General features: G+C 68.8%; 18 protein-coding genes. 3 read left to right on the top strand and 15 right to left on the bottom strand.

Translation table 11 applies throughout. From position 1 onward, the window contains the following. Nucleotides 1–75 precede the first annotated feature (75 nt). Nucleotides 76–1029 (top strand): helix-turn-helix domain-containing protein, encoded by a 954-nt coding sequence (locus tag AB0J97_RS39575; RefSeq protein ID WP_364098852.1) that lies wholly within the window; start codon nucleotides 76–78, stop codon nucleotides 1027–1029. A gap of 69 nt (nucleotides 1030–1098) precedes the next feature. On the opposite strand, the gene AB0J97_RS39570 is transcribed toward AB0J97_RS39575, so the two are convergent. The 11 genes from AB0J97_RS39570 to AB0J97_RS39520 all read right to left on the bottom strand — a co-directional run bounded on the left by AB0J97_RS39570 (nucleotide 1099) and on the right by AB0J97_RS39520 (nucleotide 8807). Next, nucleotides 1099–1665, bottom strand: coding sequence for a hypothetical protein (locus AB0J97_RS39570; protein WP_364098849.1), 567 nt, complete (start codon nucleotides 1663–1665; stop codon nucleotides 1099–1101). Nucleotides 1666–1806: 141 nt separating this feature from the next. Continuing rightward, entirely contained in the window at nucleotides 1807–2271 is a 465-nt protein-coding gene (locus AB0J97_RS39565; RefSeq protein ID WP_364098846.1) for a sigma factor, read from the bottom strand. Between the two features lie 794 nt (nucleotides 2272–3065). Beyond that, on the bottom strand, nucleotides 3066–3362 hold the full coding sequence (locus AB0J97_RS39560; protein ID WP_364098843.1) for a hypothetical protein: 297 nt from the start codon (nucleotides 3360–3362) through the stop codon (nucleotides 3066–3068). A 167-nt stretch (nucleotides 3363–3529) separates the two neighbouring features. After that, nucleotides 3530–5329 carry an ABC transporter ATP-binding protein gene (locus tag AB0J97_RS39555; protein ID WP_364098840.1) on the bottom strand — a complete coding sequence of 600 codons (1800 nt, stop codon included), beginning with the start codon at nucleotides 5327–5329 and terminating at the stop codon, nucleotides 3530–3532. Further along, on the bottom strand, nucleotides 5326–5811 hold the full coding sequence (locus tag AB0J97_RS39550) for a hypothetical protein (RefSeq protein WP_364098837.1): 486 nt from the start codon (nucleotides 5809–5811) through the stop codon (nucleotides 5326–5328). The genes AB0J97_RS39555 and AB0J97_RS39550 overlap by 4 nt, the downstream gene beginning before the upstream one ends. Then, nucleotides 5811–6308, bottom strand: coding sequence for a MauE/DoxX family redox-associated membrane protein (locus AB0J97_RS39545; RefSeq protein WP_364098834.1), 498 nt, complete (start codon nucleotides 6306–6308; stop codon nucleotides 5811–5813). The genes AB0J97_RS39550 and AB0J97_RS39545 overlap by 1 nt, the downstream gene beginning before the upstream one ends. Nucleotides 6309–6375: 67 nt before the next feature. Continuing rightward, nucleotides 6376–6555: a hypothetical protein gene (locus AB0J97_RS39540; RefSeq protein WP_125645566.1), complete on the bottom strand. Its 180-nt coding sequence runs from the start codon at nucleotides 6553–6555 to the stop codon at nucleotides 6376–6378. A 96-nt stretch (nucleotides 6556–6651) separates the two neighbouring features. Beyond that, nucleotides 6652–7524, bottom strand: coding sequence for a winged helix-turn-helix domain-containing protein (locus AB0J97_RS39535; RefSeq protein ID WP_364098830.1), 873 nt, complete (start codon nucleotides 7522–7524; stop codon nucleotides 6652–6654). 51 nt (nucleotides 7525–7575) lie between these two features. Next, nucleotides 7576–8010 (bottom strand): S26 family signal peptidase, encoded by a 435-nt coding sequence (locus AB0J97_RS39530; protein WP_364098827.1) that lies wholly within the window; start codon nucleotides 8008–8010, stop codon nucleotides 7576–7578. Between the two features lie 295 nt (nucleotides 8011–8305). Beyond that, nucleotides 8306–8497 carry a hypothetical protein gene (locus AB0J97_RS39525; RefSeq protein WP_357700378.1) on the bottom strand — a complete coding sequence of 64 codons (192 nt, stop codon included), beginning with the start codon at nucleotides 8495–8497 and terminating at the stop codon, nucleotides 8306–8308. Between the two features lie 166 nt (nucleotides 8498–8663). Then, nucleotides 8664–8807 carry a hypothetical protein gene (locus AB0J97_RS39520; RefSeq protein ID WP_357700380.1) on the bottom strand — a complete coding sequence of 48 codons (144 nt, stop codon included), beginning with the start codon at nucleotides 8805–8807 and terminating at the stop codon, nucleotides 8664–8666. A gap of 346 nt (nucleotides 8808–9153) precedes the next feature. Here AB0J97_RS39520 and AB0J97_RS39515 point away from each other — a divergent pair, with 346 nt between their 5' ends. After that, the gene (locus AB0J97_RS39515) at nucleotides 9154–10371 is read left to right on the top strand and encodes a WD40 repeat domain-containing protein (RefSeq protein ID WP_364098822.1); all 1218 of its coding nucleotides are present in this window, start codon (nucleotides 9154–9156) and stop codon (nucleotides 10369–10371) included. A 120-nt stretch (nucleotides 10372–10491) separates the two neighbouring features. Here the strand turns inward: AB0J97_RS39515 and AB0J97_RS39510 are convergent, their stop codons facing one another. The 3 genes from AB0J97_RS39510 to AB0J97_RS39500 form a co-directional block, all read right to left on the bottom strand. Next, nucleotides 10492–11100, bottom strand: a complete 609-nt coding sequence (locus AB0J97_RS39510) for a hypothetical protein (RefSeq protein WP_364098819.1) — start codon at nucleotides 11098–11100, stop codon at nucleotides 10492–10494. Between the two features lie 325 nt (nucleotides 11101–11425). Beyond that, nucleotides 11426–12286, bottom strand: coding sequence for an alpha/beta hydrolase (locus AB0J97_RS39505; RefSeq protein WP_364098816.1), 861 nt, complete (start codon nucleotides 12284–12286; stop codon nucleotides 11426–11428). Continuing rightward, nucleotides 12283–13254 (bottom strand): NAD(P)/FAD-dependent oxidoreductase, encoded by a 972-nt coding sequence (locus AB0J97_RS39500; RefSeq protein WP_364098813.1) that lies wholly within the window; start codon nucleotides 13252–13254, stop codon nucleotides 12283–12285. The genes AB0J97_RS39505 and AB0J97_RS39500 overlap by 4 nt, the downstream gene beginning before the upstream one ends. Nucleotides 13255–13346: 92 nt before the next feature. Between AB0J97_RS39500 and AB0J97_RS39495 the strand changes: the two genes are divergently transcribed. Next, on the top strand, nucleotides 13347–13898 hold the full coding sequence (locus AB0J97_RS39495) for a TetR/AcrR family transcriptional regulator C-terminal domain-containing protein (RefSeq protein WP_364098810.1): 552 nt from the start codon (nucleotides 13347–13349) through the stop codon (nucleotides 13896–13898). Nucleotides 13899–13997: 99 nt separating this feature from the next. Here the strand turns inward: AB0J97_RS39495 and AB0J97_RS39490 are convergent, their stop codons facing one another. Next, nucleotides 13998–14273: a hypothetical protein gene (locus tag AB0J97_RS39490; RefSeq protein ID WP_364098807.1), complete on the bottom strand. Its 276-nt coding sequence runs from the start codon at nucleotides 14271–14273 to the stop codon at nucleotides 13998–14000. Nucleotides 14274–14366 lie beyond the last annotated feature (93 nt).

Raw genomic sequence — 14366 nt, 5'->3', positions numbered from 1 at the left:
AGCCGCCGTGCTGCCGGAGCCCACGGTGAGAAAGTCGGCAGTGCGTGTTCCGTCGCTCGCTCGTACCGTGTAGTCATGACTGGACGGCTGGTGGTCGTCATCGGTTTCGACGGCATCGAGCTCGTTGACGTCGCGTGCGTGACGACCGGTTTCGACTACGCCAACCGGCAGGGCGCCGACCCGGCGTACCGGGTCGTGTTCGCGACTCCGATGGGCCGGCCCGTACGGTGCGACTCCGGGCTGGAGCTGCCCGGGCAGGGGCGGATCGACACGATGGGCGGCCCGATCGACACGCTGATCGTCTCGGGTGGTCAAGGGCACGAGACCGCCGCCGCCAACCCTCGGTTCGTCAGTCAGGTCGTACGGCTGGCCGGGCTGTCGCGGCGGGTCGCGTCCGTGTGCACCGGGGCGACGGTGCTGGCCGCAGCCGGTTTGCTCGACAACCGCCGGGCCACCACGCACTGGTACGAGGCCGGACGGCTGGCCACCCGATACCCGCACGTACGGGTCGACCCCGCGCCGATCTTCGTACGGGACGGCACGGTCGCGACGTCAGGCGGGGTCACCGCCTCTCTGGATCTCACGCTGTCGTTCATCGAGGAGGACCACGGGTCCGAGCTGGCCCGCCGCGTCGCCATGGGCATGGTCACGTACCTGAAAAGGCCGGGGGACCAGGCGCAGGTGAGCATGTTCAACCGGATCGCGCACGCCGACCAGGTCCTGGTCCGGCGGGTCGTCGACCATGTGGTCAGCCATCTGGACGAGGATCTCGGCGTCGCCCGTCTGGCCGCGCTCGCCGGGGTGAGCGAGCGGCATCTGAGCAGGCTGTTCGTCGAGTGCGTCGGCCGGACCCCCTCGCGGCTGGTCCGCGAGACGCGGCTCGAAGCGGCCGCCCAGCTGCTCACCGGCACTCGCGAGTCGGTCGCGGCCATCGCCCGGCGGTGCGGGTTCGCCTCCGCCGAGTCCTTACGGCAGGCGTTCGTGGCGTGGGCCGGGATCTCACCGTCGCGTTACCGTGAGAGATCATGACGCTCCCGTTCGCCGCCGACGGCACAGAGCACCGGCCCGGGGTTCTTCCCGGACCGGCGCTCTCGTATGTCAGCCTCCGGCGCTGAAGGACCTCGCGCCGTTACCGTAGACGGTCATGTCCACCCAGGGGTGCGATTCCTGGATGCAGGAGAAGTACGGCACAAGGCAGAAGACGCCCTGGGTCCGCTTGCGCCATTGGGCCGCTCCCCGGCCGCCGTTGCTCACGAGCGACTCGTGAGCCTTGAACGACCAGCCCACCATGTAGACCTCGGCCCACCTGGTGTAGAAGTGGGCGCTGGTGATCCGGGAGCCGTCGCGGCAGTAGTCCATTCTCTGGAAATACTTCCAGAGCCATTGGCCGACGCGGTTCTTGCCGCCTCGGTAGCCGGTGTAGATCCAGCAGGAACTCGCCATGATCTGGGTCCGTTCCTCCGCCGAGACGACGACATCGTTCTGGGCGAGCTTCGCGAGATAATCCTCGCTGGAGATGGAGTCCAGCGGTTCCTCGCCGTTCTCCGTGGTGGCCAGTTCGGTGTCGGGATCCGTCAGAGACGACGAGACCTTCTGGGACGTCCTGCTCTCCGCTCCCGCCGCGGGCGCGAGCATCAAGCAGGTGAGCGCCGCCGCCAGCAGCACGACAAACGCATGCCGTACGAGCGGAATACGCCTTCGCAGGCTTCTCATTGCTGTCCTTTTCCGCGATTCCCGAGAATCGCACATCGGCCTGAACGAGCCTTTCATCGGTAATACGTTCCTGGGCGGGAAGCTCGACGGAATTCATCGCCGTTTTCCGGCCGGGCGGTTCACGGCCCGCCGCACGGGGGCTGTCGCACGGCGATACCGCATCTCGACGGCGGCGGCCGATTCGCCGCGCGCGACGCCGATCTGCCCCCAGGTGGCGCCCTCCATCCGCAGGTGGACCACATGGCGGATCTCGGGGTCGAGCAGCGCGATCAGAGGGGCCGCGCGCCTGGCCTCGTCCCCGTCGGCCACGGCGTCCTCGAAGCCGTGGGGGCGCGGCATCAGCGCCGCATGGCGGCATAACGCCTGTTCACGGGCCGTCCGGCGGTGGTGGTCGACGACGAGTCGCGTCGTGACGGTGGCGAGGAACGGCCACGCCCGCTCCTCCTCCAGTCCTGCGAAAGTGGCGGTACGCAGCAACGCGTCCTGGACGACGTCCTCCGCGTCCGCCCCGGCCCCCATACGTTTCGCCAAGGCCAGCAGTCGCGGCCGGTACGCCATCAGGACATGCCAACGTTGTTCTGTGACTTTCATGCCACGGCCCTTTCTGTTTCCATGCAGACAAAGGAGCCCGGACAAAGTCGCCCCGTAAGATCGCAGACATGCGGAACCGCCGCACCAGGACCACCGCCGGACGTTTCCAGGCCACCTGAGCGTGGCTTCCCCGACTCCGGCCGGGCTTTATCGCACGCGCCGGGCGGTCACCCCTACGACCGCCCATTCACACCCCGACGCCCTCATCGCCGGCTCCGACCCCCCGCAGTTCCCTCCGTTCGGGACACCGGGCTTTCGCTTTCTCACCAGATCGAAGCAGTTCGTGTCCTTGTCCGGATCGAACCGGGGAGCGCGCTGTCCGGATCCATGGGATTCCCGTCCGCTTGCCAGGGCGCCGGGAAGGCCAAAGGATGCCCGGGCACGCCCGTCACTACTACCTGTGGGGGCAAACCTGGACACTTTGATCGCGGAGGAGGGGCGCAGAGTACGGCGCACGGTGGCCGTCGCTGACGGGTGCCAAGCCGCATCACCTCGCCGTACACCCGTTGATGGCCCAACACCGGGTTCCTCCGCGCCAGGCGAATGATCAGATCCTCAGGCTCCTGGCAAGTTCCTGGGACGCCCGGGTCTGCCAAGTTCGGCTGGGCCGTCCGACCTGCTGCCGCAGCGTTGCCTGTGATCTGAGCGTCTTTCGACACCTGACTGCGGCGCCGGTGACGCTCCCGTCCGTGACGGCTGGAACTCCCCGTCTCGTTCTCGGAGCAGGACGCGCGCCTGGCGGTCGGCCCTTTGTAGGTCCGTCAGGAGATACCTGAATGCCGGATGATTCCCGGTGGCGGTCGCAGCTCGCCGGTGCGTGTGGGGCAGTAGTCGCGCAGTTCTTCCGCCGCGCGTCGTGACCACCGCGCAATGAATGCAGGATCCAGCCCTTCCTCGAGCACGGCCACGTGGATCTCTCCGGTTGTCGACTTGTGGACGTGCATGAGCTCTCCACCGTCCGGCGCTAGATCCCAGATCTCGGCGACCCAGTTCTCAGTTCCAGGAACGCTGAGGACGGAGAGCTCGATGAGTCGTTCCCCCTCTCTTGTCACGATCACGATGCCATCCCATTCCCTGGACGAATGCAGCGCCCAGCGACCCCGTCCCACTAAGCTGCCGACACTGAAGTCCCTCGTCAGGCAGCAGGTACTCCACGAGCCTATTCTCGGCTTTGGTGCCAAGCGCCATCCGGCTACCAGTTCTTGCGAGGTGGTGGCGACAGTCTTCAGTGGATGTCGACGGTGTAGCCGCTGGCCTGGAGGGTGAAGAGGCGGGCGTATTCGCCGTCTGCGGCCATCAGGGTGGTGTGGGTGCCCTGTTCGGCGATTCTGCCGTCCGTCAGCACCACGATGAGGTCGGCGTCCTTGACGGCGCTCAGCCGGTGGGAGATCAGCAGGCTGGTGCGGCCGGCCCGGTGCTCGCGCAACCGCTGGTGGATGGCGTGTTCGGCCTCCGCGTCGAGTCCGGCGCTCGGCTCGTCCAGGATGAGCAGGTCGCGTTCGCCCCGGATCAACGCTCTGGCCACGGCGAGGCGCTGCCACTGGCCGCCGGACAGGACGACGCCGCTGGCCTCGGCGGCGTCGAGGAAGCGGTTGCTCAGCAACGTGTCGTACCCGTGCGGCAGGCTGTCCAGCGCCTTGTCCACCCCCGCCAGGCGTGCCGCCGCCCTGACCTGGTCGGGGGAGGCGCCCAGTGAGCCGAGTGAGATGTTCTCCGCCGCCGTGAAGTCGTAGGCGACGTAGTCCTGGAAGACCGCGGTCAGCCGGGAGCGCAGTTCGGCGGGGTCGGCGTCACGCAGGTCCGTCCCGTCCCAGCGCACTGCCCCGCGGGTCGGGTCGTAGAACCGGCACAGCAGTTTGACCAGCGTCGACTTTCCGGCGCCGTTGAGTCCCACGAGCGCGACGCTGGCGCCGTGCGGGATGGTGAGATCCACTCCGCGCAGCACCCATGGTTGCTCCTCGCCGTAGCGGAACCAGACGTCCCGTACTTCGATCCCGGAGCGGAGCGCGGGCAGAGGGCGCGGCGGGAGGCGTACGGGAAGGTCGGGGGCGGCGGAGACGACGGCGCGGTAGTGACCGAAGACCAGCAGCGCCTGGTGCAGCCGGGCGAGCTGGGTGACCCCGCCGGACAACGCGCCCTGCACCCCGGCGACGGCGGCGGCGAAGACGGCCACGTCGCCCACGCCGAGCCGGCCGCCGGCGATCGCCCAGATCAGTCCGGCGCCGCCGATCGCCGCGCCGAGCAGGGCCAGCAGCCCGTGTCCCGCCAGCGCTCGCCGTTCCAGGGCCTGCTCCTGGTGGTTGACCGCGCGGATCTCGCCGAGGAGACGGTCGCGCAGGAACGTGCCGAGCCCGAACAGCCGCACCTCCTTGGCCGGCTCGACCTCGGTGAGCAGGTCGGCGTAGAAGATCTGGCGGCGCATCGCCGGGCTGAGCGTCCAGCCGAGACGTACCTTGCGCCTGCTCAGCGACAGCTGCACCCCCAGCGACGGCAGCGCGGACAGCAGGACGATCCCGGTCATGACCGGGCTCAGCGCCATGAGCGCGGCGACGAACCCGGCCAGCGTGACCAGCCCGCGCACCAGCGCCAGGCTGGGAGCCAGGATCTGGTTGGCGGCGCCCGTCCCCGCCTGCTCGGCCAGCCTGAGGCGGTCGCGGAAGCGGGGGTTCTCGAACGGGCCGAGTCCGACGAAGGCGTTGACCGAGGTGAACAGGCGCTCGCGGGTCAGCAGGTCCATGCCGCGGCGCAGCCGTCCGTCGGTGTATTCGGTCAGGTGCGGCAGCAGCGCGGCGACCAGGCCCACCACACCGAGCATGATCGTGGGCACCAGGACGGCCCGGTTGCCCGCCAGACCGTCCAGGATGAGCTTGGTGCACCAGGCGGCGGCCACCGGCGTCGTGCCGCCGACGATCACGGCGAGCGCCGAGCAGACGGCGGCGAGCGGAGCGGCCCGCCAGGCCAGCCCCCACACCGTCACGGCCCTCCCGGCCAGCCGCAGCACGCCGGGCGAGACGTCGTGGGTCATGCGGTGACGGGGGCGCCGAGCCCGGCCACGGTGACCGCGCGCGACCTGACCCGGCCGGAGTCGTCGAGCAGGTAGAAGGCGGGGAAGGCGGAGTTGGGGAAGGCCAGGCAGACCGGACCGTTGGCGGGCTCGGTGATCACGGTGGCGCTGCCGCGCAGCGCGTCCGCGTAGCTCTCCCCGTCGGGTCCGGACACGACGGCGAGCACTTGCGAGGGGGAGTAGCCCGCGTTGGCGACGAGCTGGAGGAACGGCGGCAGTTGCCCGGGGCAGGCCTGACACTCGGTGTCGAAGAAGCCGATCACCGCGGGCCGTCCGATCCCGCGCACGTCGGGGACGGTCGAGCCCACCGGCAGCAGCGGCGGCCCCGAGGGCGCGGCGTGCTGCTCGGCGTGGCGCAGCCTGCGGATCACCGCGAGCGTCAGCACCAGGTTGAGCGCGCTCACGACGCCCACGATGACCAGGGCTGCGATGACGTACGGCATCAGAGGTTCCTCTCCAGGAGAAGGTCGGCGAGGTCGTCGAAGAGCACCAGAACGGCGGCGAGCACCGCGGCGGCGACCAGCGCCAGCGCGACCCCGGCGAGTTCGACACGCCCGCCCGGCATCGCCCAGCCGGTGACCGCGACCGCGATCAGGAGCAGGTTGCGCACGACCTGGGCCCGGCTCAGCGGGGCGGCGGTGACGCCGAAGCACCGGCAGGTGGCGGCGGAGCCGCGGCGCAGGGCCAGCAGGATCGCGGCGGCGAAGGCCGCCGACAGCGCGGCGGCCAGCACGAATCCCGCGCGCTCGCCCGTGGCGAGCAGCGCCACGGCGGCGCTCTCACCGGCCAGTACGGCCACCGCGACCGGCGCGGCGGGCAGTCCGGGAGCCAGACCGGGGACGGAGGACACGAAGGCGCGCCAGCCGCTGGCCTTGCCCGCCAGCGCGGCCAGGAAGACGAGGCAGAGCACGGCCCTGCAGCCCAGCTCTATGTACGGCATGGCACTCCTGCGCAGGTGGGGTCCGCCCACGCCCCTCGCGGAGGGGTCGTGGGCGGGGTGTGGAGGGTCAGCAGCACTCGTAGCAGGACACGTAGGTCGTGCAGTCCGGCCGCACGCAGGTCCACGCGGTGTGGTCGAGCCAGTGGTAGCACCAGCACTCGTAGGGGCACCCCCTGGCGTCCGCGGTGCTGGCGGGCAGCAGGGCGCCGAGCATCCGGTCGCCCAACGCCTTGAGTGTGCGAGTCATCCGACCTCCTGGGTGAGAGGGGCTGTATTCGCCTGATCATCACCATCGGGTCAGGGGAGGGGCAATCCTTTCGGACCGCCACCGAAATGCGACAAATCAGGCGCTGTATTCGAGGAGTTCGTGCCCCAGCGAGGTGAGCACGTGCCGCACCGCCCGGCCCTCGCGGTAGGTGTTCACGAGCCCCGCCAGCCGCAACGCCGTCACGTGCTCGGACACCGTCGAGGCGCTCACCGCCAGCGACCTGGCCAGCTCGCCGGTCGCCGACCCGCCGCCGATCGAGCGCAGGACCCTGGCGCGGGCCTGCCCGACGACCTGGGCCAGGGCGTCCACCGACACGGGGGGCCGGGTGCCCTCGTCGCTGACCGGATAGGCGATGACGGCCCTGCTGTCGCCGCGGGGCGGCGACAGCGCGAGAAAGCAGCGGCTGGCGCACATCAGCGGCGAGAACGCCACGCCCCCGTCACCGAGCTCCACCGGTGACGGGCACATGTCCGACGTGTCGATCTGCAGGGCGCAGCCGTACCAGCTCAGCCTGGGGGTGAGTCTGGGCAGCGTACGGCCGAAGCCTCGTACGCAGATCAGCTCGGAGTATCGGTTCACGTGCGCGCTCAGGCGGCGGTGTATCGCGTCCCATTCCGGGGCCACGCAGCTGACGTAGAAGGCGCGCAGCGCGTCGGCGACGTCGCGGAGACCGGGTTGGACGTCGAGTTCGTCGTTGAGTGTGCCTGCTCCGGACGGCAGTGGCAGGTCGGCCCAGAGGAAGCCGGACACGCTGTGCGGCGCGTGGTGGACGCGTCGTACGAACGGCATGGCTCTGGCGGGCGTCCTGCGCGCCAGGTCCCGCCACGGTGATCCGGGTACGGCGAAACCGGGATGATGCAGGCACAGGGCGGCGAACAGGGTGTGGTGCAGGGGGGAGATGATGAAGGTCGTCGTGGCCAGTCCTGCGGCAGAAAAGACCAGACGCATATCCCAGCCCCGTTGTCAGGAAATGTCCGGACATAATGGAGTATGAGACTGTTAGGACGTACTAACAAGGGTGCGTAGGACGACCCCCAGCACGCGGTCAGCTGGTACAAGTCCCCATAATCTCGAATCCGCGCTGACCTCCCCGTCGCCCAGCACCACGAGCTTTCCGGGCGGGACCGTCGAGGGCAGCCCGGAGCACTCCGGCGGCACCGGTTCACCCGGCAGCGCCGCGACCCGCTTGACCACCCACTCGGCGGACGTGACCTCGGGCAGCGGCCCCTCGCGCCACCGCATCCCCGGCCCGATCGCCTCAAGCACCACGATCTGCCCACGTCTGACCGCCTTGCCGCGCAGCACCAGCAACCGGTCGCCGGGCCGCAACGCCGGCACCATGCTCTCCCCGCGTACCGTCACCACTGCCAGCCGGCGCCTGGCCAGGAACACGACAATGACCAGGAGGGCGGCGAATGCGGCGATCACGGGCATGGCGTGAGCGTAAGCGTCCGACCTGTGGGGCTCAAGGATTGCGGGTGCAGAACCCTCCTTCGCCTACGCGGGGGCCTGCTCGGGACGGCCGAGGTCATGGCGTCGCGTGCCTGGGCTGCCGCTGTGGAGGAGCATCTTCAAGGAGGCGGAGCTGCTTCGGCGTCAGGTAGCGCGCGACGGCTTTCGTGTCGCAGAGTGACGCCCTGTTCATGTGGGGATGGCGTCGACGAACGCCTTGTTCCGACGGCTCTTCGGTGCGGAGGCTCGAAGAGCCGGCATCGCGGTGGTGATCCGCCTAGTCGGGGGAGCGCAAGAGCATTGCCTCCACCTCGGCGCCGGCGTCGGCCGTGCAGACGTACGTGGGTCTACCGGTCGCCGGATCAACGTAGTACAGGCTCGCACGCTTGCCGCATCTTGAGCACCAGGCGTCAGGCCCGCCACCGAGCTCGGCCAGGCCGACCTTGATCTCTGGGATAACAAAAGCCATGGGGGAAGCGTAGGTCGGCGTGGTCAGGACTTCCGTGGTGACAGCGCGTCTTGCGGAATCCATGCCCGCAGATTGTTCGACACGGGAGGTGACGGGCCCGCCGGTGGTGACCAGGACCCGAGAGAACTGGTCGAGGCGACACGGCCTTCGCCGGAGCAAGCGGATGCTAACGGCGCAGCAGCAGGCGCAGCAGGCGCAGCGCACGGGATCGGCGTCCGGAGTCGGCCGAGAACATGTAGATGACGGCGGGGAGTGTCAGCAACGCGGCGCTTGCCACGACCAGTGCGACGAGGTGGGGCAGCATCATCATGGAGCTTCCCTTCTGGAGTTCGGCATCACCTCGGCCGACGCCGAGGGTGCGATTTCAGGATGCGGCGTGCCGAATAGCCGTTGACGATCCGTGCCAAGGTCTTACGCGATCCGATGAACCCGTACGTCGGCTGACAGAAACTGACAACCCCAGCCCAGGTGACGCTGTGGGGAGATGTGCCACATGTGGTTTACGTTCTCGAGAATTCTGGAATCTTGACATCACCATGTCTCCGCAAGCCCCTCTGCCGGAGGATCCCCTGGCCGTTCTACGTGAGCGCCTGCGGGACCTGCATCTGCACGCAGGCGAGCCCAGCAGCCGGACTCTGGCGAAGCAGACGGGAGCGATGAGCCACTCCACCGCGCACGGTGTGATCCGCTGCGTCAACCTGCCTCGATGGGGCAATCTGGAGCTCGTGGTCGAGGCGTTGAAGGGCGACGTCACCGAGTTCAAAGCTCTGTGGATCGCCGCCCACAATATGCGTGCCCAGAGCAATAGCCTTCCGGATTCCGGGGCCGAGCCCACGGTCCGGAACGAAGACGCTCAAGGGCCGGCCCTCGACCTCCTGCATGAGCAGGAGGATTTGTATCGGCCGGAGGAGGGATCGCCGGCACAAGGTCACTCCGGCGCCGTCTGGTCGGTGGCCTTCCATCCGAACGGGCACATCCTCGCAAGCGGCGGCGGCGACGGAACCGTGCGGCTGTGGGACACCGTGACGGGGAAGCCGTGGCGGGAGCCTCTGTCAGGCCATGCAGGTGCCGTCGTGGCTGTGGCCTTCCATCCCGACGGGGATCTGGTGGCCAGTGGTGGAAGCGACAAGACGATCCGCCTGTGGCATCTTGACGGCCTGAAACCAGCGAGGGAACCGCTGTACGGCCATACCGGCAGTGTCTGGTCGGTGGTCTTTCACCCGAACGGGCACATCCTTGCCAGCGGTGGCATAGACGGGACCGTGCGGTTGTGGGACACCAAAACTGGAAGGCCGTTGAAGGGGCCTCTGATCAACCTCGACGGCGCCGGCTGGGCCCTCGCCTTCAACGTCGACGGACACCTGCTGGCGAATGGCGGGGACGACGGCATGGTGCGCTTGTGGAAGGCGACGTCCGGGCAGCCGGCAAGTGAGCCTTTGGCGGGTCACAACGGCGCAGTCGTGACGGTGGCCTTTCATCCGGACGGGCACTTGCTGGCCAGCGGCGGCGACGACGAAACGGTGCGGTTGTGGGATCCCCTGTCCGGGCGCGCCATGGCCGGTCCGTTCATCGGCCATATCGGCCCGGTCCGGTCGGTGGCCTTCCACCCGGGAGCGGACTTGGTGGCCAGCGCCGGCGATGATGGATTGGTCCGGTTGTGGCATGTCGATTCCGGGAAGCAAGTGGGGCGGCCTCTCGGCGGCCATACAGGTCCGGTCCGGGCCGTCGCTTTCCACCCCCACGGCCATTTGCTCGCCACTGCAGGTGCCGACAGGAAGGTGCGGTTGTGGAAGAGCACTCAACCGCCCGACCACCAAGCGCTGTACCGGCGCATCGACAATTTGCATGCTCGAATACGCACGTTGAATTCGTAGAGGTGGCGGCGAAGTCGCGACAGGCCGTTGTCGTCGAGGAGTCGGCGTAGGAAGGGAAGCCTCGATCGCGTCCGGCAACCGCAGCATGACCTCGGGTTCGCTCATCGCGCCACCCTGACCTCAGCACACCGGCTTGCGGTATCGGGAGAGGCGGAGTTCGAAGCCGACGTCTCGGCCGGAGGGTGAGAGCGCGATCCCGCCGCTGGTTGCGGCGTTCCAGAGCCATGGCTTCACGTACCGGAGAGGGGACTGCTCCGGCTCGACGCAGATGGCTTCTCGTAGGGTCATGCGGAGACGTTGGAGCAGGTCCAGGTCTGCCGTCGGGTGGTTCACGGCCCGCTGCCGTCCGTCGTGGGCGGTGGCCTCGGCCAACGCCATGGCGATGTCCTCGATCGCCGGCGGCTCGTCCTTTTGCGTACCGACTCGCTGAGCCCGCCAGTCGGACCAGTTCGATCCGATGCTCTCCAGTGCCTGAAGCAGCATGGTGAGGACCTGACGTTCCGTGTCCGTGCCGTTGCCCCACACCTCGCGCAACAGCGGAAAGATCTGGGCCCAGGTGACGTGCGCGAACCTGATGTCGTCCTGGCCGGCTGGCGGCGTGAAGGTGAAGGGCGGTGTCAAGGAGGTGAGATCCACGCTCAGACCGGGATGGTGATGGCCGGCGAGAGCAAAGTACGAGGTGAGTTGACCGCGTCGGTGGCTCGACGTCTCCGTCTTCAACTCGATCATCCAGAGACGATCGGCCCACAGTACGGCGTAATCGGGGGATAGGGGCCGCCCACGATGAGCATGGTCAGGAGACGCTGGCAGTCTTCCTGCCTGCCCAGCCGTAGGCGTCCTGACAGGTGAAGAGGGTCTTCCAACATCACGGCTCCAGGGATTCGATGACGGCGTAGCCGGATTGGATTCTGTTCATCTCCTTGCTCCCTTGTCCGATGGGACATCGGATCTTCACGTCCAGGAGCTTCCCCATGCGTACGCATGGTGATGGGCTCGTGACGAATGGAGGTGGCTTGTTGAGGTCGACCATCGAGCAGCGGCATTCGTGACCTCGTCACTGTTCGCTGAAGAAGTCTCGTAGGGCCTGGGCTACGACGAGTGGGGATCCGTCGTCCTCCGGGCCTGAGTGTCCGATTCCTGGCAGGTCGATGTGTCGGGCGCGGGGCAGCGTCTCGGACAGTTTCCGGAGTGCCAGGCGCAGGTAGTCGGCGCTCTTCGTGCCGCCGAGGAGCAGGACCCGCGCATCGAGCGTCGCGTAGTCCGTGATCGTGTCGGCCATCTCCCTGACCACCTGCATGTCGTAGTGCTGCGTCGGGATGAGCGCTTTGACCGGCACCTCGTCGGCGGGCCCATCGCCCTGCAACCGCGCGCCGATCGCCAGGAGCGGTACGAGGGCGAAGCGGGGGATCCTGCTGAACAGCGACGGTTCGGCGTCCAGCCCCTTCAGTGCGGTGACCAGCGCTGATGCGCTCTTTCCTGCGGCTACCTCGTGGTCGTAGCGCGGCACCCAGTCCATCGGCGCCGAGCCGTCGATGGACAGCGGGGGCTCATACAGGGCGAGCCGGTCAAGGGCGGGCGTGGTCAGGGCCGTACGCAGGACGACGAGCGCGCCCGAGCTCAGACCGAAGATCTGCGACGCGCCGGTCGCCGTGACGAGCGCCTGCAGGTCTTCGACCTCCCGCATGACGCTGAAGTCGGCCCCGTGCGGGCCGCTCAGCCCGCGTCCGCGCCGGTCGGGCACATAGACGGTGAAGTCTGTCGACAGGGCGGCGGCGAGCTTCGTGAAGTGCTGCGACGCCTGCATCGCGCCGTGGACGAGGATCAGCCCGGGTCCGCGGCCACGGCGGCGGTAGCCGATCGTGGTTCCGTCGGCAGAAAGAACCTGATCGTGCAGGATGCGCGGCTCATTCCTCATCGCGCCTCGCCCCCGGCCGGGACGAACCTGTGCGCCGCCTGCTTGCCGGCCTCCACTGCCGCGTTCCCGCGTTCCAGCAGGTCGCGCTGGTATTCCGTCAGAGCCGGGATCAGGTCCCGTCGGCCCTGATCGATTTCGGTCAGGCGGGCGCTCAGCCGTACGGCGTCCAGCAGTGCGGTGTTGGCGCCGTTGCCGCCGCTGGCCAGCGTCAGGTGGGCCGCGTCGCCCAGCAGCGTGACCCGGCCCACCGGCCACGACGGCATCGGACGGTCGTGGACCTTGGAGCGGCCCACGCCGCTCAGCTCGGCGCCGCGTACCAGGTCCCGCAAGTCGGGATGCCAGTCTTCGATGAGCTCCAGCACCAGGTCGCGAGCGTCCCCCCGGTCCGGTGTGGCGGTCGCCGGATGGTCCGGCGGCAGGAGCAGCACCCACCGCACGTAGCTTTCCCGGCGGGGCATGGGCAGGTCGGGTACGAGTTCGGCGGCGGCCTCGCCGGGCTCCCTGCCGAACTGCATGCGTCCCAGCATCAGCGTGATCCCCGGCCCCTTGACCATCGTGCCGCGTCCTGGCACGAGCTCCAGGAAGCGGTCGGTGGCCGGGGTACGGCCCATCGCCCCGCACAGGTCGGCGTCGATGAGCCGGACCTCGGGCACCAGCCGGCGCCGCACCGCGGAGTTGCCGCCGTCGGCTCCGACCAGCACGTCGCCCGTGGCCCGCGTGCCGTCGGAGAAGTGCGCGGTGACGGTTCCGTCCGTCTGTTCGGTGTGGTCCTTCAGGCGTTTGCCGAAGGCGACCCGGCCGTCCAGGTCGCCGAGCAGGACCTGCCGCAGCACCTGCCGGTAGCCCTGAGCCCGCTCGCCGGTGCCGTCGTCGGCTTCGTACACGTTCACGTCGAGGCCGGCGCGCATGAGGGCGTGCGCGAGCGTCAGCCCGCCGAGCCCTGCGCCGATCACCAGGACACGTGTCATCTTGGTCCTCCGTTCGCAGGTGAACAACGTTCACGTGTACATTGTTCACGTAGCTCGGGCAGGACTGTCAACCCCGATTTCAGGAGGACACGATGGGGCAGCGGCGCACCGAGGTGCTGCAGGCGGCGATCGGGCTGCTCGACGAGGTGGGCCTCGACGCGCTCACCATGCGGCTGCTGGCGAGCCGGCTCGGGGTGCGGGCGAGCGCCCTCTACCGGCACTACCCCAGCAAGCAGGCCCTGCTGGACGCCATGGTCGCGCACCTGGTCAGCGTGGCGGACGACGTCGCGCCGCTCGCCGACGCGCCCTGGGACGAGCTGTTGCGCGGCGTGGCGTCCGGCGTGCGCGACATCATGCTGGCCCACCGCGACGGCGCCCGTCTCATATCCGGTTTCCAGCACCCGGGCGACGAGGCCGTCAGCACCTTCGAGCGTCTCATCGCGGCACTGGTCGCCGCGGGGATCCCCGCTGACGTCGCCGCCGTCGCCGTGGACACCGTCCTGGCCTACGCCAACGGCTACACGATCGAGGAACAGAACCGCAAGACGGGAGCCGACGGCTGGCCCAGAGAGCATCGGGACCGCGCTTTCCAGGCCGGCCTCGACTTGATCGTCTCCGGCGTCAGAGGAACCCTGGTGCAGTGACGTGACGACGCCCTGTCGCCTGCGCCTGGTGATGGCCGGTACCCGGTCAGGCCCTCGACCGTGGTGTGCTCGCCGTAGGTGCCGTCCCCCTTCGAGGGATCAAGGATTGCCGGGGTACACGTACCCTTCTTCGGCGATCTCCTCCAGTCTCTCGTCCCCGATCACCGCTTCCACGGCGTCGCCCAGGAGCCCCCGCCACTTGGCCAGACGCTGGAACAGCTCACGGTCGACCATGTAGTCCACCAGGATCTGCGGGCTCGCGTCGGCGAAGGCGATCCTGGAGCGGATCCGGTCGAGCGACACGACGAACTCGTTCAGATCGCTGAAGAGCTCGATCGCGTCCGGGAGCCGCAGCGTCACCTCGGGTTCACTCATCGCACCACCTTGACGTCCGAGGTCTGAGTATCTCCTGTCGTGGGGGGGGCGTGACGGACACCGCAAGGGCGAAACAGACGCGGGCCAGTCGGG

This window comes from Nonomuraea sp. NPDC049607 (genome assembly GCF_040675375.1).
Taxonomy (GTDB): Bacteria; Actinomycetota; Actinomycetes; order Streptosporangiales; family Streptosporangiaceae; genus Nonomuraea.
Note: the sequence above shows the minus strand (reverse complement) of the source record. Positions and strands in the feature narration are given on the sequence as shown.